Origin of the sequence: Streptomyces sp. NBC_01390, assembly GCF_045040105.1 — a bacterium.
In the GTDB taxonomy this organism is placed as follows: domain Bacteria; phylum Actinomycetota; class Actinomycetes; order Streptomycetales; family Streptomycetaceae; genus Streptomyces.
Genome location: NZ_CP109551.1, coordinates 1,724,653 through 1,745,841 on the forward strand (window position 1 = coordinate 1,724,653; position 21,189 = coordinate 1,745,841).

General features: G+C 67.1%; 20 protein-coding genes and 1 pseudogene. 17 read left to right on the plus strand and 4 right to left on the minus strand.

Annotated features, from left to right (window positions below):
• Positions 1-10 precede the first annotated feature (10 nt).
• Both OG241_RS07575 and OG241_RS07580 read right to left on the minus strand, forming a co-directional pair.
• Positions 11-655, minus strand: coding sequence for a hypothetical protein (locus OG241_RS07575; RefSeq protein WP_405814449.1), 645 nt, complete (start codon positions 653-655; stop codon positions 11-13).
• Between the two features lie 638 nt (positions 656-1,293).
• Positions 1,294-1,527: a hypothetical protein gene (locus tag OG241_RS07580; protein WP_405814450.1), complete on the minus strand. Its 234-nt coding sequence runs from the start codon at positions 1,525-1,527 to the stop codon at positions 1,294-1,296.
• Positions 1,528-1,630: 103 nt separating this feature from the next.
• Between OG241_RS07580 and purB the strand changes: the two genes are divergently transcribed.
• A complete protein-coding gene (gene purB / locus OG241_RS07585; RefSeq protein WP_405814452.1) occupies positions 1,631-3,073 on the plus strand; it encodes an adenylosuccinate lyase in 1,443 nt (480 codons plus the stop codon).
• A pseudogene (locus OG241_RS07590) lies at positions 3,070-3,177 on the plus strand (mismatch-specific DNA-glycosylase); the annotation flags it as partial. The gene purB and the pseudogene OG241_RS07590, both read left to right, overlap by 4 nt.
• Here OG241_RS07590 and OG241_RS07595 read toward each other — a convergent pair.
• Positions 3,173-4,516, minus strand: coding sequence for an integrase (locus tag OG241_RS07595; RefSeq protein WP_405814453.1), 1,344 nt, complete (start codon positions 4,514-4,516; stop codon positions 3,173-3,175). The pseudogene OG241_RS07590 and the gene OG241_RS07595 overlap by 5 nt on opposite strands.
• 1,000 nt (positions 4,517-5,516) lie before the next feature.
• On the opposite strand from OG241_RS07595, the gene OG241_RS07600 reads away from it, so the two are divergent.
• Positions 5,517-5,702, plus strand: a complete 186-nt coding sequence (locus tag OG241_RS07600) for a hypothetical protein (protein ID WP_405814455.1) — start codon at positions 5,517-5,519, stop codon at positions 5,700-5,702.
• Here the strand turns inward: OG241_RS07600 and OG241_RS07605 are convergent.
• Positions 5,683-6,192 carry a helix-turn-helix domain-containing protein gene (locus OG241_RS07605; RefSeq protein ID WP_405814456.1) on the minus strand — a complete coding sequence of 170 codons (510 nt, stop codon included), beginning with the start codon at positions 6,190-6,192 and terminating at the stop codon, positions 5,683-5,685. The two genes, OG241_RS07600 and OG241_RS07605, sit on opposite strands and share 20 nt — an antisense overlap.
• Positions 6,193-6,612: 420 nt before the next feature.
• Here OG241_RS07605 and OG241_RS07610 point away from each other — a divergent pair, with 420 nt between their 5' ends.
• From OG241_RS07610 to OG241_RS07675, 14 genes are all read left to right on the plus strand, one after another.
• Positions 6,613-7,005, plus strand: a complete 393-nt coding sequence (locus OG241_RS07610) for a hypothetical protein (RefSeq protein ID WP_405814458.1) — start codon at positions 6,613-6,615, stop codon at positions 7,003-7,005.
• Between the two features lie 138 nt (positions 7,006-7,143).
• Positions 7,144-8,448 (plus strand): hypothetical protein, encoded by a 1,305-nt coding sequence (locus OG241_RS07615; protein ID WP_405814459.1) that lies wholly within the window; start codon positions 7,144-7,146, stop codon positions 8,446-8,448.
• Positions 8,449-8,506: 58 nt separating this feature from the next.
• The gene (locus OG241_RS07620; RefSeq protein ID WP_405814461.1) at positions 8,507-10,648 is read left to right on the plus strand and encodes a phage tail tip lysozyme; all 2,142 of its coding nucleotides are present in this window, start codon (positions 8,507-8,509) and stop codon (positions 10,646-10,648) included.
• A gap of 197 nt (positions 10,649-10,845) precedes the next feature.
• On the plus strand, positions 10,846-11,829 hold the full coding sequence (locus OG241_RS07625; RefSeq protein WP_405814463.1) for a hypothetical protein: 984 nt from the start codon (positions 10,846-10,848) through the stop codon (positions 11,827-11,829).
• Positions 11,826-12,527, plus strand: coding sequence for a hypothetical protein (locus OG241_RS07630; protein ID WP_405814464.1), 702 nt, complete (start codon positions 11,826-11,828; stop codon positions 12,525-12,527). The genes OG241_RS07625 and OG241_RS07630 overlap by 4 nt, the downstream gene beginning before the upstream one ends.
• A 113-nt stretch (positions 12,528-12,640) precedes the next feature.
• Positions 12,641-13,390, plus strand: a complete 750-nt coding sequence (locus OG241_RS07635) for a hypothetical protein (RefSeq protein ID WP_405814465.1) — start codon at positions 12,641-12,643, stop codon at positions 13,388-13,390.
• A complete protein-coding gene (locus tag OG241_RS07640; protein WP_405814466.1) occupies positions 13,387-14,097 on the plus strand; it encodes a hypothetical protein in 711 nt (236 codons plus the stop codon). Before OG241_RS07635 ends, OG241_RS07640 begins: the two co-directional genes overlap by 4 nt.
• Before the next feature lie 63 nt (positions 14,098-14,160).
• Positions 14,161-14,685 carry a hypothetical protein gene (locus tag OG241_RS07645; protein ID WP_405814467.1) on the plus strand — a complete coding sequence of 175 codons (525 nt, stop codon included), beginning with the start codon at positions 14,161-14,163 and terminating at the stop codon, positions 14,683-14,685.
• Positions 14,685-15,728: a hypothetical protein gene (locus tag OG241_RS07650; RefSeq protein ID WP_405814468.1), complete on the plus strand. Its 1,044-nt coding sequence runs from the start codon at positions 14,685-14,687 to the stop codon at positions 15,726-15,728. The genes OG241_RS07645 and OG241_RS07650 overlap by 1 nt, the downstream gene beginning before the upstream one ends.
• Before the next feature lie 94 nt (positions 15,729-15,822).
• Complete coding sequence (mobL, locus tag OG241_RS07655; RefSeq protein WP_405814469.1) at positions 15,823-18,111, plus strand: relaxase MobL; 2,289 nt, start codon at positions 15,823-15,825, stop codon at positions 18,109-18,111.
• Between the two features lie 136 nt (positions 18,112-18,247).
• The gene (locus tag OG241_RS07660; protein WP_405814470.1) at positions 18,248-18,790 is read left to right on the plus strand and encodes a hypothetical protein; all 543 of its coding nucleotides are present in this window, start codon (positions 18,248-18,250) and stop codon (positions 18,788-18,790) included.
• Between the two features lie 261 nt (positions 18,791-19,051).
• Positions 19,052-19,390, plus strand: coding sequence for a hypothetical protein (locus tag OG241_RS07665; protein ID WP_328689707.1), 339 nt, complete (start codon positions 19,052-19,054; stop codon positions 19,388-19,390).
• Between the two features lie 185 nt (positions 19,391-19,575).
• A complete protein-coding gene (locus tag OG241_RS07670; RefSeq protein WP_405814471.1) occupies positions 19,576-19,881 on the plus strand; it encodes a hypothetical protein in 306 nt (101 codons plus the stop codon).
• Between the two features lie 39 nt (positions 19,882-19,920).
• The gene (locus OG241_RS07675; RefSeq protein WP_405814472.1) at positions 19,921-21,159 is read left to right on the plus strand and encodes an acetyl-CoA carboxylase biotin carboxylase subunit family protein; all 1,239 of its coding nucleotides are present in this window, start codon (positions 19,921-19,923) and stop codon (positions 21,157-21,159) included.
• Positions 21,160-21,189: the final 30 nt, after the last annotated feature.

The following is a 21,189-nucleotide window of genomic DNA, read 5'->3' on the forward strand; positions in this document are numbered from 1 at the left end:
CGGGGACGGTTCAGCCGCAGTGCGCGGCACGCTCGCCGGACGTCATCAGCTTGTCCTTGAAGTTGACGTAGCCGTTCTTGGGGTGGTCCTGGTCCCAGCCGGCCGCCTGGTAGTTGTTGATGTACCAGATGTAGTGACCGTAGTAGCGCTTGCCGAAGTGGAGCTCGTACCAGCCCGTGGCCTTCTGCTTGGAGGTGCCGCGCTCGAGCCAGCCCTTCCACCCGGGGCGGACGTTGACCGTCTTGGTCTCGGAGTCGGTGTGCGAGGCCGTCCAGGAGTGGGAGTACGAAACCTCCACGGAGGCCTCGTAGACCTCCCAGAACTTGGCGGTCGCCGTGATCGCGACGCCGACCGTGTTCGTGGCGGAGGTCGTGTCCGACCAGTTGACGGTGTGCTGGTTGATCTCGGAGGCGCAGTTGAACGCGGTGGAGCCCACCTGGTGCTTCGGGCCGGTGTACGCGGTGTAGCTCTGCGGGTGGAACTTGCACACGTCGGCCGTGGCGCACTGCTGCAGGAGCTGCGCGACGGAGGGGCTGTCGGCGGCGTAGGACTGCGGGGCCGCCATGAGGGAGGCACCCAGGGTGAGGGCGGCGGCGACGCCGGCGCCGCGGACAAGGCGACGGGAGGGGAGGTGGGTGCGGGGCGCGAATCGCATCGAATACTCCAGGAGACGGAGGAGCCGGTTCCGGGCAAGCGGAACACCGGTGGATGACGAGACTTCGGGACGTGCGCATGCGCTGCGTTTGCCGGCCCTCGGGGGTGTGAGGGCCGGCACGGTGTCCGCACCGCCGCGTCACCGGGGAGATCGGCAGCGGCGGAGCGGGCCGTTCGACCGCCACTCTGGCCGCCGCAGAATTGTTGATCAATGCAGGTCAGGTGGTAAACAAACAATCCGGGGAGCCCGCCGCGGCCTGTGCGGGCGCGACAGAACGGCCACACCTTCCCGGACGGGGCAAACCGGACACGAGGGTTCCGGGGGATCATCCGCCGGCCGGCTCAGGCGTGTGAGCGGTCCCGGGCCGCGGAAGGCTCCCGCCCGGAAACCGGAACGTCCGCCGCGTGCCTCTCCCTGCCCGGCGCGGAGTGGGACCGGGGAGCACGGCGCGGGCGCCAGGGGAATCTGATCATGGGCTGGGGGTTGAAGACGAATCCGGCGAAGACGAGACCATGATCGTGGCCGCTGCGACCACGACGGCGCTTAGCGTGCGTGATGCCGGAGACGGTCGACGGGAGCGGGGTGTCGCCGTGTCTCTCTTCCGCGGTCTGCCGGTCGGACAGCCCTTCGGCGAACTGCTACACCGTGACCAGCATCAGCACTCCGGGCAGAACCGCTGGACGGCCCACCGTCGGGAAGAGCTGCCCGATGTCCTCGGCGGAGAAGACCTCCGCGAACTCATCCCGCAGCCGCACCGCCGGCGTGCCCTTCGGACACACCGTCCACGCCACCCGCGCCGTCTCCGCGGGAATCTCTCCCAGCCCCACTGCCGCAGCGACACCGACACCCTCCCCGAACACAACGTCGGCCATCACCGCCACAACCAGGCGGTGAAGGCCGACGTCACGCTCCTGCGCTCTACAGACTCCATAGACGGGGCAGACCCCTTCTGGACGCCGGGTAAACTCCGTACACGTGACCGCCGCACCCGCAAAGCCCCGCATCCCCAACGTCCTCGCCGGACGTTACGCCTCCGCCGAGCTCGCCACGCTCTGGTCGCCCGAGCAGAAGGTAAGGCTGGAGCGGCAGCTCTGGCTCGCCGTGCTGCGGGCCCAGAAGGACCTCGGCATCGAGGTGCCCGACGCCGCCCTCGCCGACTACGAGCGGGTTCTCGACACCGTCGACCTGGCGTCCATCGCCGAGCGCGAGAAGGTCACCCGGCACGATGTGAAGGCGCGGATCGAGGAGTTCAACGACCTCGCCGGGCACGAGCACGTCCACAAGGGCATGACCTCCCGCGACCTCACCGAGAACGTGGAGCAGCTGCAGATCCGGCTCTCGCTGGAGCTGGTGCGCGACCGTACGGTGGCCGTGCTGGCGCGGCTCGGGAAGCTCGCGGGCGAGTACGGCGAGCTGGTCATGGCCGGCCGCTCGCACAACGTGGCCGCGCAGGCCACCACCCTGGGCAAGCGGTTCGCGACCGCCGCCGACGAGCTGCTCGTCGCGTACGGCCGGGTCGAGGAGCTGCTGGAGCGGTATCCGCTGCGCGGCATCAAGGGGCCCGTGGGCACCGCCCAGGACATGCTGGACCTGCTCGGCGGCGACGCGGCCAAGCTCGCCGAGCTGGAGCAGCGGATCGCCGGGCACCTGGGCTTCTCCACCGCCTTCACCTCCGTCGGCCAGGTGTATCCGCGCTCGCTCGACTACGACGTCGTCACCGCGCTGGTGCAGCTGGCCGCCGCGCCCTCGTCGACCGCCAAGACGATCCGGCTGATGGCCGGGCACGAGCTGGTGACGGAGGGCTTCAAGGCCGGTCAGGTCGGCTCGTCCGCGATGCCGCACAAGATGAACACGCGTTCCTGCGAGCGCGTCAACGGGCTCATGGTGATCCTGCGCGGCTACGCCTCGATGACGGGCGAGCTGGCGGGCGACCAGTGGAACGAGGGCGACGTGTCCTGCTCGGTGGTGCGCCGGGTGGCCCTGCCCGACGCGTTCTTCGCTCTCGACGGGCTGCTGGAGACCTTCCTGACGGTCCTCGACGAGTTCGGGGCCTTCCCGGCCGTCGTCGCGCGCGAACTCGACCGCTACCTCCCCTTCCTCGCCACCACGAAGGTGCTGATGGGCGCGGTGCGCGCGGGTGTGGGCCGCGAGGTCGCGCACGAGGCCATCAAGGAGAACGCCGTCGCCTCCGCGCTCGCCATGCGTGAGCAGGGCACCGAGCGCAACGAGCTCCTCGACAAGCTCGCCGCCGACGAGCGCATCCCCCTGGACCGCGCGCAGCTCGACGCCCTGATGGCCGACAAGCTGTCGTTCACGGGCGCCGCCGCCGACCAGGTGGCCGTCGTCGTCGGCCGGATCGAGGAGATCGCCAAGCAGCACCCCCAGGCCGCGGCCTACACCCCCGGGGCGATCCTCTGACCCGCACGCCCCGCTTCACCCGGGCCGAACTGGAGGCCGCCCGCGACCGTCTCGTACCCGACGTCGTCGCGGACGGCCTCCACGTCCTGTTCTGCGGCATCAACCGACATCTAGAGATGCACCCCCGTTGAGCTGCGCAGGAACACGATCTGCAAGATCAACTGGGAGAGGATTGGGAACAGGCGGCAGCCACACTTTCCCCTCCCCTCCCATGAACTTCTCCCACCGCTCCTGCAGCGTCTCTGCAATCCGCAACTCCATTCCCGGTGTCACGTTCGCATACACGCCCTCCACTCCCCCGATCTCGTGCCCCATCCGCGCCTCGACGGCCACCCGCGGGTGGCCGTCCTCGTCGAGCCACTCCTTGTGGCCGTGCCTCAGAAGATAGATCCGCTTCTTGGCCATCTCCGGCACCGCGGGTATCTCCGCTCGCGCATACCGCCCCTCGCGCGCTGAGCTACCGTCCCTGATCGGATACCAGTACGCCTCCTCGAAGTTCGTTCCAAGCAACGGCCCCCCACTGTGCGACCGGAACATCCACTGCGAGTCGTGCGAAGCCAGCAACGCCTTGTGCATCTCATGCAGAAACGGCGGCACCACCAACGTCCGCCACGAGTCGTATTTCGGGTCCACCAGCCTCCGTTCCCCCTCAACCCACTGGTGCTGAGACTGCACCCGCAGTGCCGGCATCCGCATGTACCGATCCAGGTCCGGTTCACGCTTTCCGTCGTCGGAGTCGAGTGGATCCGAGGCGGGCCAGTTCGGTGAAGCGAAGCACCGCTGCAGCCCCCACATCTCCTTCGGCCGCATACCAGTGAACGCCGCGGTCCAGATGTACGTCCAGCCGTTGTAGCCCCAGACGCTGTAGGCGTTGACCGCAAGGCGGTGGAGCGTGGCCATCTCCTGGGGGCGCTTCTTCTCACGCACCTTCTTCTTGTACTTTCCGCGGCCACGCTTCTCCCGTACGACTGGCGAGGTCATGCGGAGTCGATAGCGAGTCACCGAGTCATCCATCATGGCGCCGAAGACCATGAGAATCTCCTTCACGTACCCGGCTGATATCTCGCCACGCTCGGCGGCCGCGCGAAGCGCCTTCTTCCATGCTTCGTACTCGAATGCACTGATGTCACCGACGGCTCGACTTCCCCAATAGGGCTCGATCCGCTTATTGATGATGGCCTTGTAGCTCACCGTTGATGACGGCCGCAGATCCTGGGCCTGAAACCAGTCCCAGCAGTAGACCGACATGAGAGTTTTACTGTCCCTCTGTTTGATCGCAGTACCGTGACGCACTTCGTACTCACGATCGAGCCCGTAGTCCCATGCCGCTTTCTCGTCCTCGAAGCCGGACTCCGACTCGTACTTCTTGCGGCCGTTGGGCAAGTACTCGCCCTCCCACCACTTGACGCGGCACTTGCCGCCGCGCCACTCGACGTATGGCATCGCCCCTCCTTGGATTTTCCGTGATGACCCAGCGAGCCCCTCACCTGCTCTGCCGCGCTCTGTGTGGACTGCTACTCGCGCCTGCTTGTGGGGCAGTTGCGGACACAAGCAGCCGCCTCCTCAATGCCTGATTCGCATCCCCGGGCCATTGAACCCTTACACGGGAACGACAACCGACTTCCTATCCGCCGTCACGACATCTCGGAACACTACAAGGGACAGCGTCACACAGCATCCATTCACCCCTCCTGACCGCGACGGTCGACGGACAGTCAACATCCATGCCTGGCGCGTACTCTAGGCCGTTGAGCCGTTCTTGGAGAACGGCAGCCGACTGCCTCTCCGGCGTCATGCAAGTAGAGCGCTTACCGCGCCCCTCACGTCGGCTGGTTCATCCCCGCCCGACGCGCCTTCGCCCATTGCGCCATCGTGGCGCAGCCGCACCCCGCGGCGCGCCCTAGGACCATCGCTCACTGAGCGACACGCCTTCCTCGCACCCGTCAAGGTGCGGCCGGCTATACCTAGCGGTGGTTTATTGACGGCGGGTCAGGGCCGGAGTAGGCCGGTAGCAGAGGACCGTCGCCTTGGGCTTACTCGTCGATCGGGAGCCTCTTGTTTTTCAGGACAGTCCCCGTCGATTCGGAGGACCTCATCGAGTTCGTCCGTCGCGTCGGTTTGCATCCGGATGACATTGACGTGTATGACCCCGAGCTGGTCGAGTGGCACGGGGGAGGACCTGATGGCTGTGATGACCGCGGCGCCGTTGGGGGCGGTCGCGGTGAGGCGTCTCGCCGGTCTGAAGTTCCCCCGAGCGCGGGGCCAGTCCTCATCGAACGGTAGCGCCAGCTCGGCGTCTCCAAGGTCCCTGTCGTCGTAGACGGCTTCGGAGGCGACTTTGTCATATACATCAGCGACGTAACGCAACAGAGGGGACGCCCGGATTCACGAGACCGATGTGCGCGGCAACGCGCTGCACACGCGCATGAGGGAGGTTTTGAGGATGGATCCGGCCGCGTACAACTCCCACAGTCTGCGAGCTGGTCACGTCACTCAGGCAAGGCGGAACGGCGCGAGCATCGAGGAGATCATGTGGGCTGACCGGTGGCGGAAGCCCGAGACGGTGAAGGTCTACGACCGGGAGTTCAACCCGGCCGCCCGCGACAGCGTCATGCGCCTGGGGCTGTGACCTCTCCGGCCGCCTTGTTGCGGACATCGCGCATGCGGGCGTCGAGAGCGGCCTGGGTCTCAGGGTCGAGCTCGTAGTCGCCGGCGGTTTCAGGGTTGACGTCCAGCGCGTGAGAGCGGAAGGCCTCCCGCTCGGCGGAGAGTTGCTGGATGGTCTGGGTGATCCGATGGATCTGCTGGCGCAGCCTCTCCCATTCCTGCTCGGCGAGGGCGAGTTCGGCGAGCTGGTTCTGGATCTCAGCCTCGTTTTTCCGGGCGTAGTTGTCGCTGACCAGTGTGATCAGAGGGACCCCGAGAGCCTCGGCAGCGGTGACCGCTTCGTCGAGCCTGACCGCGCGGGTCTGCTGCTCGATGCGTGTGATGGCGGTGGAGTCGACGTTCGTGCCGAGAAGTGCGGCCATACGGCGCGCTAGTTCTGCCTGGCTGATGCCGAGGCGTTCGCGTTCTTGACGAAGTCGGCGGGCGAAGAGGTCCCCGGGCAGTGGGTTCATGGTGGTTTGGCACTTCCTGGTCGGGATCGCGATCGACGGGGTGTGGGGGGCCGCCTCGAAATCGAGCAGGCCAGCGTCGCAGCAGTGCTGGAGCGGCACATTACACATCTCACGCTGCGGATTCCACAGGCGTCCACCGCGACCCTGCGGTCGCACGCCACAACGCCGATTCGTCTCGTTTCCGAGCCTCCTTTGACTCTTTATCGATAGACCCTTTCGAGTGACCCTGTAGCTCACCATTCGAATGGGGTACATTAGCCGCTATAGATGCGCACATATACGAGTCCATGGGGGATCTGGCAGCATGCGACTGACCACTTCGGCTTCTATCACTGCCCGCCCAGGCGGGTGGGCCACGCTTGCTTCCTTGTGACTCACGGTCACGCCAAAGAGTGACTCGAAAGGCGATGGGAAAGAACCATGACAAGGATCTACGAGGCAGTCGTCTTCTCGCAGGCCTCCCTGCCGAGTGCCGCCTGGGACCTGACCAGCTTCCTGGAGAACGCCAAGTCCCAGATCCAGCAATGGGGCGGTCTTCTGCTCATGCTGTTCGGTGCTGTCGGCATGGTCTGGGGTGGCGTGCTCGCGATCAAGAAGCTGATGGCCAACCCGCAGTCCGCGGGTCACCAGCAGGGCTGGGTCATGATCGCGCTTCTCATTCTCGTCGGCGGAGCCCTGACCACTGGTGGGTGGTCGCTGATCTCGACGGTCGGCTCCGGCGGCCAGCAGACCATCACGGACCTCGGCGGCGGCACGGTGATCGTCCAGCCCGTCGATCAGTTCAGCGGGTTCCTGAGCGGCCCTTCCAAGTAAGAGGCCGTCACAGACCGTGCACACGACCGGGGACAGAGGCGTCGAGCGAACCGGGTCGGTTGAGGTGCAAGGCCTCCTCCGGCCCGGTTCGCCATATCCGGGCCGGCAGCACGGTGCAGGCACGAAAGAGAGCAGAACATGGGGATCAAGGACAAGGCACTGGCCTTCAGCAGGAAGTTCAAGCTCGACTCACACCACGCGATCGAGCGTTTTGGGGTGTTCTTCGGCATCTTCACGGTCGCGGGCGCGATCGTGATCAGCGCATCGGGGGCCTCGGCGTACCAGGCGGAGCGTGACTCGCTGTCGCAGACGGCGCTGTACACCAGCGACTTCAAGACGTCGAAGACGAATCTCGACGGCACCGTCGACGGGATCTACACCAACGAGAGCGGCAACAAGGCGCTCGTGATGATGCACTTCAGTCCGACCGCCCAGATCTCGTACAACGCCGCGGACTACAGGGCGTTCCTGCTCGGGTCGGACACCTCGCTGAACAGCGAGCCGGTCAGCACCAGCGGGATCAAGGGCTCCTTCTACGCCTTCGGTTCGACCGGCTACGTCGGTGTCCTCCTGAACGCCGACCGACCCTTCGACCGCCAGGTGCTGAACCTGACGGTCCGTGCGAATGCCGAACTCACCACGCCCGCAGCGGAGCAGGCGCAGAGCAGCGGCAAGCTGGCCGGCGACGAGACCTTCTCCAAGTACGACCAGTGGCGGGTCTTCTTCAACCCCGGCGCATCCGGGGTCCAGAAGATCGCGGCGCTCGACGGCCTGACCTTCGACCCTGCGCAGGCCTACTACGAGGTCGCGCTCAAGGAGAAGGAGACCGAGGCCAGGGATGCCCTGGACCAGAAGCTCGTCGAGATGCGCGCGAATCTGACGCAGATTCAGTCGTACACGTCCGACCTGCAGACGACGAAGATCGACGGCCTGTTCCTGCGTCCGCCGACCGTTCCGGTCTCGATCGCCGCCGACAGGATCACGGGCGTCTCCGCGGCCGAGGCCGAGGACGGCGTCTCGACGCTGGCGCTGCAGACCAAGCACGTCGTCCCGGGCGGCTTCGACCTCAACTGGCGTGCAGGCAACGTCTACGACGGCTACCTCGACGCCCTGGTGCCGGTTGGTCAGAGCTACGCCCAGTTCTTCACCAAGAAGCGTGACGAGGGCTCGGATCCGACGAGCCAGCAGATCTCGGACATGCAGTGGATCCTCTCGGATGGCACCAGCCTCACCAAGGACTACCAGTCCTCTGACGTGACGATGCGCCCGCTCATGAACATCATGAACAACCTTTCACAGGCGTATCAGAACTACTCCCGGAACAAGTCGCAGTACGAATCAGACCTGTCGCTCGACCTGATCCGACTGGACGTGAGCCTGCGGGACGTGCAGTCCAACAGCACCATCCGCGACGACAAGGACTTCCTCATCACACTCCATTGAGTGCGACGAGGAGGCGACGCATCCCGCTACCTGACAGTGAGCCGGAAAGGAAAGCGACATGGCCACCGACAAGCCGAATCGGACTCCGCAGAAGGACCAGCCGAGTACGTCGGTGAGTCAGGGGATGCCCCGGCAGGGTCGCGGGACCAAGAGCCTCGGCCCTGAGGAGGGCATCGAGAAGCCTCCCAAGGGCAAGGCCAGCGTGCCCAAGCAGCTTCTCGGGCAGGGGGCTGATTTCTCTGGTCCTTCTGGCGCGGCGAGCACTGCGCCAAAGATGCCGGACGCGGCAAGCACCGCGGAGACCGCGGGCAAGGCTCCTGGTGCCGCGAGTGCCGGGTCGAAGATCAAGCAGGGCATGAACGGCGTCGCCGGGAACATGTCCGGAGGCGCGGCCCAGAAGGTCATCGAGGGAGACGGCAGCAGCGCGACCCGCCGTAACGCGGGGCGTTACGCAGGAGCTGCCGTCTCCGGTGCCGTGGCCGGCGCACTGACTGGCGGGCTTCCGGGAGCCGCCGTTGGCGCAGCGCAGAACGCCGGCGTCGAGGGGGCCCAGGACGCGGACGCCAAGCCGGCCGACCAACGTGAGCTGGGTGCCGGCGGCACGGGCTACGAGCGTGGTGCGTCGAAGGACGACGAGGGCCTGGGTTCGAAGGCGGCCAAGGGCGTCGCCGTCGGCGGTGGCACGGCTGCTGCTCCGCCGGCCATGGGGGTGGTCATGGCCATGGCCTTTCTGAACTGGCTGAAGTCCATGTTCTTTGCGGCCTTGGCGATGGCAGTCAACGCCGGGAAGCTGCTGTGGACGCTGATCGTCAACATCGCCAAGGCGGTTGGTCATGCGATCGTTGCGCCGTTCATGGCGATCGGCAGCTTTATGGCCAAGGGGGCCGGCGCGGTCCTGGGCGTCACCGTCACGGCGACGATGCCCCCTGTAGCGGCGGCGATGTCGGGTGCGGTCGCGATGACCGCCGCCTTGGCCCTGGTGGGCACGGTCGTGACCGGCGTCCTCAACTCGACGGCGCTGACCGAGGGCAGCATCAACGCGAACGGGACGGCGTGCGTCGTCAACGCGGGTAGCGTCGGCAACGGTTCCGGGGCGACCGTCCCGGCGGGCGTGGAGAAGAACGCCAAGGAGATCTACTCGGTACTCAGCAGCTGGGGGATGCCGAAGGAGAACATCGCGGGCATCCTCGGCAACTGGTCGCAGGAGTCCGGGATCGACCCGACGAGCGTGCAGGACTTCCCCACGGGGACGTATGCGATGACCGCCGAGAAGGCCAGCGCCGCACAGAACACGGACACCGGCATCGGTCTCGGGCAGTGGGCGTTCGGCCGCAACACGCTGCTGCGCCAGTACGCGAAGAGCAAGGGCGTCGACTGGTTCACGATCAAGGCCCAGCTGGCCTTCATGGTCGATGGTGACAACCCGGGCGATGTCACGGTCTTCAAGGACATGCTCAAGAAGTCGCAGGGCTCGCCGCGTGCGGCGGCGCTGCACTTCCACGAGAACTGGGAGCGCTCCTCTGACGGCGCGGCCGGGCTCACCGCACGAAGCGACAACGCCGAGATGTGGTTCGGCACGATGAGCGGCTGGTCGGTCGACAGCTCGGTCGTGGGCGGCGTCGAGGACATCGTCGGCGGGATCATCGAGAACACCGCCGACGGCATCAACACGATCGTGGGCAACTGCACCTCCAAGGGCGGCACTTCTGTCTCGTTGAAGGACGGCGGGATGACTCAGGAAGAGGCCCAGACCCTGGTTGACCTCTTCAACAAGGAGGGCGACAAGTTCCTCGACGACCGCTACGGCGACCAGGGTGGTCCTGGCTCGTGCGGAAGTAATCACGCGCAGAACTGCACATCGTTCTCGACCTACTTCGTGAACAAGTACACGACGTTCCAGACCTACCCGGCCGGTGACGGCAAGGAGACGGCGTACACGATTGCCAGGGTGACCGGCAAGCAGATGTCCTCGACTCCGACGGCCTACTCGGTGGGCTCCGCCCCGGGCAGTACCCCCGCCGGCCACACTCTCGTGGTGCTCGGCATCCAGGGCGACAAGGTCATCCTCGGCGAGGCCGGCTACTGCGCTTACATGGGTCGGGTTCGCGTCGACAGCGCGGCGCGGATGGCGGCCGAGGGCTGGAAGTTCGTGGACATGTCGGATTCGATGCTCCCCTCCGGCAAGATCAAGACGGTCTGATGCGCTGTATCTGATCTGGGAGCGAGAAGCCGGTGCCGGGCGATCCGGGCACCGGCTTCTTCATGTCCGGTGCAGGCCCTGCGTGTCGGCTTCGCTTTTCCGATCTCTTATCGAATGGATTCAGAGTCGGTCTCGAATGCCTTTATAGGTAGACTTGAGTCGTTTATGAGAGCAACGTGGAGTGAGGAGTGCGTTCCGTGACGACAGCCCATGACGAGTCCGAGAGTGCGGGCCCCGAGCAGGAGACCGGGTCGATGCCCGAAGAGAAGCCCGCGGCACCGAAGACGCGCAAGAAGGTCACCGGAGCTGAGCTCGAAGAGCGCTTCGCGGGCTGGACGATGCTCCAGCGCGAGAAGGTCCAGGTGCGCACCCCTGAGGACAACGCACGTTTGATCCGGCGCAGCGTGACCACGGTGATGGGCGTGGGGATCCTCGCCCTGGTCGTCGCCACGGGCGTGGCCGGCGAGAGCTTCAAGGCGAGCACGGCGGACAACGAGGCCCAGATTGTCCAGCTCAAGGGGCAGCTGGATGATGCCCGGTCCACGCCCGTGCCAGCGGACGCCGGCGCGCAGTTGTCCAGGCTCACCGAGGCGGCAGCTGCCGAGGCGAAGAAGGTAGCGACCGGGGAGCAGGCCTTCGCCACGTTGTACCACCAGGCCGGCGTCCAGCCCAGCCGGAACAACGGGGCTCTGAACCAGGCCATGCTGGAGATCATCATGCACCGCCGGGACATGGCAGCGCTGTTCAGCAAGGACTCCTTCCTGGTCAGTGGCAAGGAGGCGTACGGCACCTCGTCGTTGACGCCGTTCGATGCGACTACCGAGATCGATCCGCGCTACGCCTGGTACATCCGCTACGACGGCCAGAACGCAGCGGCCCCGAGCACGTACGCGTGGAAGGTCGGGACGGTGATGCCGGACCTGAGCATGCAGAACGTCTCGGGCATGACAATCCAGGCGAAGGTCCTCTGGCTCTGCCGGGACACGAAAAGCGGCGGGGTGCTCGCCTGGGCGAGCGCGCGCTACGTGCGCAACGGCACGGCGGGGACCTTCGGCCGCTTGGCGCTCGTGGTGACCGCTGCCGGGGCTCAGTACGAGAACCCCGCAATCGAGATGCCGGCCAGGTCCGGAGTCCCTGAACTCAGCGGCACGGGCGCACAGAAGAAGGGCGGGAAGCGATGACGGAGCAGACGGCAGCACCCCCGCGGCGGGGGTTGTTCCGGCGCAATCTCTCGGTCCTGGTGACGGCAGCGGTCCTCGCGGTTGTAGCGACGGTTGCCGGCGCGACCTGGAGCAGCCAGCACGCGGCCCTGGCTGAGCAGGAAACCCGGATCAGCGACGTCGAGGGACATCTGGCAGGCATCCAGAAGGAGAACGCCGAGCAGGTGAACGCGGACGTTATGGCGGCCCTGGGTGTCAGCCAGAACCGGCTGAGCACCGACGGCGAGCGAATCAAGTCGCTGCTTTCGATGGCCTTCACGTGGGAGTCGGGACTGAGCTACGAGGCGGCGCGCGAGAGCCTGAAGAGCCGGTTCGGCCTGGCCGAGAACGAGACGTTCCTGACGTCGTTCATGCCTCCGTCGAGGTTCAACGAGGACTCCCGGGGGCGGCGTTACTACTACATCGACACGGTCGGCCTGAACTCGGCTCTGGGCGAGGATCCGGACATCGAGGTCGTCGACGTCAAGGCGGGCGTCTACACCTACGCCGTCCTGGCCGACGTCGAGGTCACCTCCGACGCGGTGTCCCAGAACAAGTCGAGCAAAGCCAGTGTCACGGCGCACCGGCGCGCGCTGCTCTTCGTCACGGTCGACGCCCAGGGCAAGGTCTCGAATCTCTCCGGCGTCCCGGCGAGTGGCGAGACTCGCTATTCCGGATGACTCATACCGCCTTTCGACTCGTCTTATTGATAGAGTCGCTCTGGTATTCGAGTGAAACGGCAAGTTGAGGACTAATGGCATCGACACAGACCGATGAGTCGGGTGGGGGCGCAGTGCGCAAGACGCGCTTCGTCGCGACGTCCGCGTCCTCGCAGGAGGGCGCGGACACTCCTGAGCAGACGGAGCCCGCGGGCGGCCTGCGCAAGCGCACCCTCGTGGCCGGCGTGAGCATGGGTGTGGGCGCACTGCTGTGCTTCGTACTCTCTGCGGGGTTCTCCGGCGGTCAGAGCGCGGTGAGCGATACGGCTGCGCCGGAGATCTCCTCTCTGCAGGAGCAGATCAGGATCACTGAAGCGAAGACGGCGGCGCTGCCGACGGCCGACGACACCGAGCGTGGTCTGACCGCGGCCCTGACGGCGGCTGGTCAGGTCGCGATGCTGCAGAACGACTACCGCTACCTGACTCCCAGCGTGGCGGCAGACGGCGGCTCGCTCGACACGGCGACGTCTGAGTCGACGCTGCGCAACCTCATCCCCTACTTCGCCCCCTCGGTGCACCAGGCGGACCTGGGGCCGTGGTATCTGCTCGCCAGTGACAAGGACGTGGCGGCCGGCGTCGGGATCCCGATGAGCTTCAACTCCGGCTTTGAGTGGGTCTCCCAGGTGCCCTACCTGGTCAACGACGACAGCACCATCACGGTGACCTGGCTGGCGATGGAGACCAGGACAGGTACGGGCGAGAGGCCGGCGGTGCTGGCCTGGGCCCGCACCGATTACGACCAGGTCCGCAAGGCGTTCGTGAACATCCAGACCGGCACGACGGCCACTGGCGAGGCCCTGAAGCAGGAGGTGAAAACACCGTGAACGAGGAGATCAAGGACAAGCTGCGCCAGCACGCCGGGAAGATCCTGCTCGGCGGCGCCGGGGCGCTGCTCGCGCTCTCGGTGGTCACGCTCGGAGCCAGCCTGCTCAGCGATGGCCCGGCCGCGTCGGACACCCAGGCCGATGCGGTTGTTCACAAGCTCGAAGGCAACCTGGGCGACGCCCGGGCCAGGCTCGCAACACAGCACACGGCGCTGCTGGCTCAGCTGCCGGGCATGGACATCGAGCGGGTGAACCGTGACAGGGCGACGGGCCGGTCCCTCCTGCTCAGCCTCACCGACAGCTCGGCGTCGACCCGGACCGTCAAGGAGCAGCAGGTACTCCTCGACGCGCGCTACGCCTTCCTCGACCACAAGTCCCGGGTGCTCACCGGGTTCGTGCCGGAGTGGATGACGGCGACCGGAGCCACGAAGGGCGCTGGGACGACGTACACGCTCGCTGATCTGGACATCGATGTGAGTCGGGTGCAGGGCCTGAACTACTCCTACACGGGGGTGGCCCGGCTCGATCCGGTCCGTGTCGGGCCGGATCGGAACAGCGCTGTCAAGAGCGAGTTCGTGGTCTTCACCTACGGCACCTCTCAGGACGGCACGGTGACGTCGCTGGACGCATATCGGGCCTCCATCAAGACCCGCGACGCCCTCGCTGCCGCCAGCGCGGAACAGCCCTCCCCCAAGCCGACCGGGTGAGCGAAGCGCCCACCGCTTCAGCACGCACCGAAGAAGACCCCGCCGAGACGTGAGGACACGAACATGTCGACCCAGACCCTGGAGAAGACCGAGACGACCGCCCCGACGAGCACGGCCGCGACGGCGAAGAAGACCAGGGCGAAGCCCGCGAAGGAGCAGAAGGACTCGAAGCTGCGTACCGGATGGCGGCGTCTGGCCCCGAAGGAGGAGACTGGCAGGTTCTCCGTCGTGGTGTGGGCGGGGTTCTTCCGGGTCATCGTCTTTCTCGCCGACTGCCTGCTGGCGTTCATCACGGCCATGGTCATCATCCCGCTGCTGGGCGCGTGGCTGCACGAGCAGTCGGGGGCATCCCGGGGGGCGCTCAGTGCGGACGGAACCATTGCCATGTGGGTGATGCCGCTCCTCTTCCTGGTCGCACTGCTCGCCGCGGGCGAGATCGTCGTGATGCGCGGCATGTGGCGCTGGGCTACGCGGATGATCGCGAAGATCCGGGATGCCCGGGGCGAGGCGACCGGGGCCGACGTCACACCGAAGTCCACGACCAGGGCCACCAGCCAGAGCAAGACCAACCGCAAGAGGAGCACGTGATGCGCACTGCAGGACTGGCGATGAACGACGTGTGGGCCCACCGTGTCCTGCGTGAACGGGGGGTGGAGACGTACCGGCTGGAGGGGGTGGCCGCCGAGCTCGGCGTCATGGTCGAATCGCTCGATCTCAAGCACCGGGGCAAGGAGGAGAACTACCGCCCGTATCTGCATATGACGGGCGAGTTGCGCTCGGTCACCCCGGCCGAGGCCCTGCCGTTCGGCATCTCCCAGGTGACCTACGCCCCCGGCCAGGGCGAGAAGGTGGACGCCTTCTACGAGTTCGACGACCAGCAGCTGGTCGTGCTCGCCGGCAAGGGCTACTTCACGAGCGGCTTCGCCGTGCCCGAGCAGGTCACCGGGATCGAGTGGGAGCTGCCGGCCACGGCGGACATGCTCGTGCTCGCTCCGTCGGGGGCGCAGACCGAAGGCGATGCGCCCGTGGTCTTCACCCAGATCCACGACATCGGGGGCCTGGAGATCGATCTCGAGTCCAGCGGCTACGACCTGGCCGGCTACTTCGCCGACCACTCCAAGGACGGCGTCCCGCGGGCTGAGGCTGTGGTCGATGCGCGCGGGCTGAAGGCACGTTCGGACGCGATCAACTCGCTGTTCACCGAGGACGAGCTGGGCCTGGACGCTGAGGTCAAGCAGGTCGTCGGAGCGCCCGTGCCCGAGGCAGCGCCGGTCGCTGACGGCATGAGCGCGCGTCTGCAGCAGATCGAGGCGGAGATCGCCACCGAACAGGAGCAGTACCAGACCGAGCGCGCGAGCACCGAGGGCACCACGGAAAACCTCTACCGGGAGCGCGTGGCGGCAGCGTTGCAGACGGCTGAGGAGCAGGAGGAGCCGTTCGCTCCCCCGGTTGCGGCCCATGAGGCGCAGCGCGACCTGAATCTGGATCTCGACCTGGAGCTGGAGGAGCAGGAGTCCCGACGACGTGAGGTCAAGCCCGCTCCAAGTCTGGACGAGCGCAAGCGCCAGGTGGCCCAGCGTGCGGCCGATCTGGACTTCGACGAGGACGGCGAGCAGAGCCTGGGGTCCTGAGGACGGAGCAGGCATGACGAGCGCGGCCCCGGTTGCTGGCGGACAGCAGCCGGGGCCGTAGTGCATCGGTACCGAGACAGGAAGGAGAGCGACGTTGGGCCTGAAGCAGGACATCATCGTGGTCAACGAGTTCAGTGTGCCGCTGCCTGGCGGCGAGGGATCGCGTGGTGCGACGCCGGGTGACTACGTCACCCGGTACATGGCCCGCGAGCAGGCGACCGAGTCGCTGACTCCGATCCAGCGTCTGCGCACCGACCACTTCATCATGCGCTACATGGCGCGGGAGTCGGCCGTCGAGCGCGCCGGTATCTCGCGGAGCGCGGCGAAGCATGAGATGCGCCAGGCCCAGGGTGCCGGCGGCGTGGCCTTCGGCTACGGCTCGGTCTCACTCTCCGACGAGCAGCTGCGCGCAGCCGCCAAGGACATCCAGCACTACTTCGACGCCGGACACACCGTGCTCAAGACGGTGCTGTCCTTCGACGAGGAATACCTGCGCAAGCACAAGATCGTCGACGAGGACTTCCACTGCAAAGCCCGCGGCGACTACCGCGGCCACATCGACCAGATGAAGCTGCGCATGGCGATCATGCACGGTCTGGAGCGGATGAGCTCGGGCACCAGCGGCTTCGACGACCTGCGCTACGTCGGGGTCATCCAGATCGACACCGAGCACGTCCACTGCCACCTGGCCATGGTCGACGGCGGCCGGGGCCAGGTGACGAAGAACGGTACGCAGCGCGGCAAGCTCCTGGACCGACACAAGTCCAGGCTCCGCCGCGGTGTTGACGCCTGGCTCGATGAGAAGCAGGCGGTGGCTCATCTCGCCAGCGCTGTCGGCTACGAGCGGCGCAACGTCACCACCTTCATCAAGCGGTGGGCGCACGAGCGGATCCGTGCCGAGTCTCTGCCGCAGTTCCTGCTCGCCTGCCTGCCGGCAGACCGAACGTTGTGGCGCGCCGGCTCGAATGACGCCCGTATGCGCAAGGCGAACCAACTGGTGACCGAGCTCGTGAAGGAGCAACTCGACCGTGCAGGGTCCCCGATACCGGAGGCCATGGAACGCATCGTCGACTACGCCAACGAGCGCCGCGCGAAGGAGTCTCTGAGCACGGAGGAATGGCAGAAGCTGGTCGAGCAGGGACGTACGCAGATCATGGAGCGAGCCGTCAACGGCGTCTACCAGATGCTGCGGGCCATGCCGGAGTCGGAGCTGCGGGTGCGCACGCCGATGCTCGAAGTCATGGGAATGGACTACCAGCAGATGGCGGCGCTCGCCGCGGACCGGCAGGGCGAAGACCAGAATACTGAGGCCGACTTGGTCTCCTTCGGCTTCCGACTGCGCAGCTACGCCTCACGCCTGCAGCATCACCGGGAGAAGGCCGGGGTCTACCGCGACCTCATGCACCAGTGGGAACAGGCCGAGAACGCCGGCGTCGCCGCCGAGGACTCACGCCCGCTCTACGACTTCTACCGCTTCGAGGAGAACTACCACCGGCGGCTGATGAGCAAGTACCAGCGCTTCCTGCCGTTCCTCGGGGACGCCGGCCAGTGGTACGAGCAGCAGCAGGACGTGGCGACCTACGGCCAGCGGCTGCTCTCGCTCATGGCGCTGCGCGCGGATGCCTCCCTGCAGCGGATGAAAGACTCCGAGGAGGCCGAGAACCTGGGCCGGACGATCTACGATCAGCCCGGCGGCCGGCAACTGACCGAGGGCAAGCGCGGCCGGGCGGTGCTGGACGCGCGCATCCACACGATGAAGCAGTCCTATGACCAGAAGCTGGACGGCCTGCGGGCTGATCTCGCTTCCTCCGGCCTGGTGCTGCGCGTGGGGTCGAGCGCCGAGGACCGGGCGAGTACCGAGACCGACGCGGTCAGCACGGACTTCAAGATCGTCGCCGGTGCCGCGTATGACTTCGCCGAGGTCAAGGCCCTGGACCTGCACCACCTGGGACACGACTTCGTCACCGACGTCGAGATCGGGCCGCAGGCACGCCAGACCTTCGTCGAGGCGACCAGGGATCGCCGGCTGCTGCTGCTGGCGGCGATGGACTACCTGGACCAGTCCGGCCAGGCCGAGGCGATTCCCGATCTGCCGGTGGACGATGTCGCGGCGATGACACGGGTCTCCCGGGAGCTGACGCATCAGCAGACAGACGAGGAAACCGGCACGCTCGTGTTGCGTTCCCGGATCGCGGAACTGCGCGCCGAGCGCGGGCAGGCCGAGCGGATGCGGCGGTCCAAGGCTTCGTCGCTGGACGCCGGCCTCGTCGTGCGGGTCCAGGCCCAGGTCGATCAGGCTGTGGCCACAGCGGATGCCAGGATGGTATTCGACTCGCAGTCACCTTCCATCTCGACTGACCTTGGATATGAACAGAAAGACTAGTCGAATCCTTGTCGAATGCTCTATAACAGTATTAGCGTGAAGAGTGTTCGGCGGGACTCAACACCTTGCCCGGACGATGTGACTGATCGCGGCCGACTTGTCAGTGGGCAGTCGGAACGAACGGAAGGAAAAGATCATGGCACTTCTCAAGGGCAAGGGCGCGATGACCGGAGTCAACCTCATCGCGAGGGTCTACAAGAACGGCGTCACCAAGGAGGGCAAGTCCCAGTACGCCGACGTCCAGCTCGACGCTCGAGATCCGCGCGGTCCCGAACAGACGAACCTGCATCTGAGGTCCGATCGGGTGCAGGGTGAGGACGGCAAGGTCCGCTACAACAACGGCGCTCCGTACTCCACCGGTCAGATGGAGGAGATCGTCAAGGCCGCGGGTCCGAACACCGAGCCGATCCTGAACAAGGACGGCAACGAGGTCGGCACCGTCTACGGCTTCAAGGGCAACGTGATGCCCGCGACGCGCGGCACTGGCCTGGTGGTCAACACCAAGTCCGTCGAGGCCTCCGAGTTCAAGGTCGACGACAAGACGCTGGACAACCAGTTCGCGTCCATGCGCGCCGCCCGCGAGGCCCGGGCGGCGGCCAAGGAGTCGCAGACTCAGGCCCCGGCTCCCGAGGCCGAGCAGGAGCAGGCAGCCGAGGTCGATGAGCCGGCGGTCGGCTGAGACCGAGGTCGAGTCAAGCCTTATTCGACAGGCCCCTGGATGTCACTTGGCGAACTCGCCGTCGTCGCAAGCGGAATGCTCGCTGTCGGCGTCGCCGCCGTGGGTGGCTCGATGTACTCGCGGCGCCGCTCCCGTCAGGGCGATCAGTCGGCTTCGCACGGCTGATCCACAGATCTCCAGCGCGTCCGCCGCGCTAGGGGGGGCCGCTGGAGACGCGGCCCCCGCACCTCGACGAACACCTCCAACCGAAGGGTTCTTCTCATGCGATCCGCCATCCGCAACGCCGTCATGGCAACGACGGCCACCGCAGTCCTGCTCGGCGGGATCGCCGCGGCGGTCACCCCGGCATCCGCTGTCGGCGCGGCGGCCTGCACCCGCAACGACAAGAACCACAGCGTGCGGGGCCCCAACCTGGAATGGCCGGCCATCCGCACCGGCCCCGGCGTGGCCTACAAGGCCAAGGACCACCTCGACTCCGCCGGCGAGTTCTGGGTGGAGTGCTCCGCCAAGAACAAGTACGGCAACCGCTGGTACTACGGTGAATCCCTCTCCGGCAGCTCGTACGGCACGAAGGGCTGGGTCGCCGCCAGCTGGTTCTAACCCACCGCGCGCCGCCGAGCCGACGCGTCCCCAGACTGCTCCCTCGCGGAGCGACCGGGCCGAAGCGCCGTGACCTGACCACGGCCGGGCCCACCTTCCATGCCTCGGCAACGCCGGTGTCCGACACTGCGTCCAGCGCCTGCCCACCGACCTCCCGGCGAGGCGCGGCGACCATCGCCCTCCTGATGGCTGGCGAAGGCGCACTGACCGTAGTCCTGCGCACCCTGCGCCCCCGCCTCACCCCGGCCGCCGCCTTCGGCAGCACGCTCAGCGTGACCATCGTGCTCGTCGTACTGCCGATGCCCGTGGCCGGCGCCCTGCCCGGCCTGCTCCTGGCCTGCGCAGTCCTGCAGGGCGCGGCCGTGGCCCTCGCCTTCCGAGGCGCCTGTGGCACCACCGCGCCTCCTACGCGCCGAGCCGAACAGCCGCCGATCCCACGGCCACCGGCCCCCCGGGCCGCTGCCCGGACCGACGCACCGCGCACGGCCTGATCCCGCCTCCAACCCGCCCGTCTCTCTTGGGAGTTCACCGTGTCCCACCCCATGCTCCTCGTCATCGGCTCCGGCCCGCGCCCCCTTGGCGGCTACCTGCTGGAGCAGACCGCCGCCCACTACCCGCTGCTGCTGATCAACGGCGCGCCCATGACCTGGCAGAAGCCCTACGTCATCGACCACGAAGTCGCCGATCTCAGCGACCCGATTGCGGTGAACATCGCCGCCGCCTCCCTCGCCGTGCGATGGCCCATCGCCGGCGTACTGACCTGGGACGAGTTCCACCTGATGGCCGCCGCCCGGCTCGCACACAGCCTCGGCGGCCGGCCCGGCAACACCCTCGCGGCCGTCGCCGCCGCCCGGGACAAGGCCACCTCCCACCAGCGCTTCGCCGCCGCCGGAGTCCCCTCCGCCGCCTCCACCTGGGTGCACTCCCTGGACGCCGCAGCCTCGGCGGCAGAACGCGTCGGCTACCCGGTCGTCCTCAAGCCCGCCGCCTGTACCGGCGGCATCGGCGTCATCAGCGTGGACACCATCACCGATCTGCCCGCAGCCTGGGCCATCGCCTCCGCCGGCGCCGCCCACCAGGGCCCGGACGGAGACGGCGTCCTCGTGGAGGAGTACCTCCACGGAGACGAGATCTCCGTGGAGACCGTCACCCACCGCGGCGTCACCAGCACCGTGTCCGTCACCCGCAAAGCGGTCGGCTTCGCCCCCTACTTCCTGGAGACCGGGCACAGCGTCAGCGCCGACGACCCGCTCCTGCACGAAGTCGCCCCCGTCGCCTCAGCCGCCCTGGAGGCGCTCGGCATCACCCACGGCGTCAGCCACACCGACCTCCGCCTCACCCCACAGGGGCCGAAAGTCATCGAGGTCAACGCCCGCCACGGCGGCGACCTCATCGGCGAACTCGTACGCCTGGCGACCGGGATCTCCCTGCCCCTTGCCGCCGCCGCCCTCGCCTGCGGCGAAATCCCCAACCTGCGCCCCACCCGGCAGCGCAGCGCCGCCATCGGCATGATCTACCCGCCCGCCGAGGGCATCGTCACCCACCGCGACCTGCGGCCCGGCAGCGACCAGTACCTGGAGCACTTCCAGTGGCTGTGCGACGTCGGTGACACCGCCACCCTCACCCCCTCCAGCACGACGCCGACCAACATCCGCGCCGGGTACGCGGTCGTCAGCGGCGACAGCGCGCACGACGCCCAGCAGCACCTCGCCGACGTCCTCGCCCGCACCGACGTGAAGGTCACCTCCGCCGTCCCCCGCGCTGCGTGAGCAACTCCGGCCCGCCGTAAGCCGCTTGAA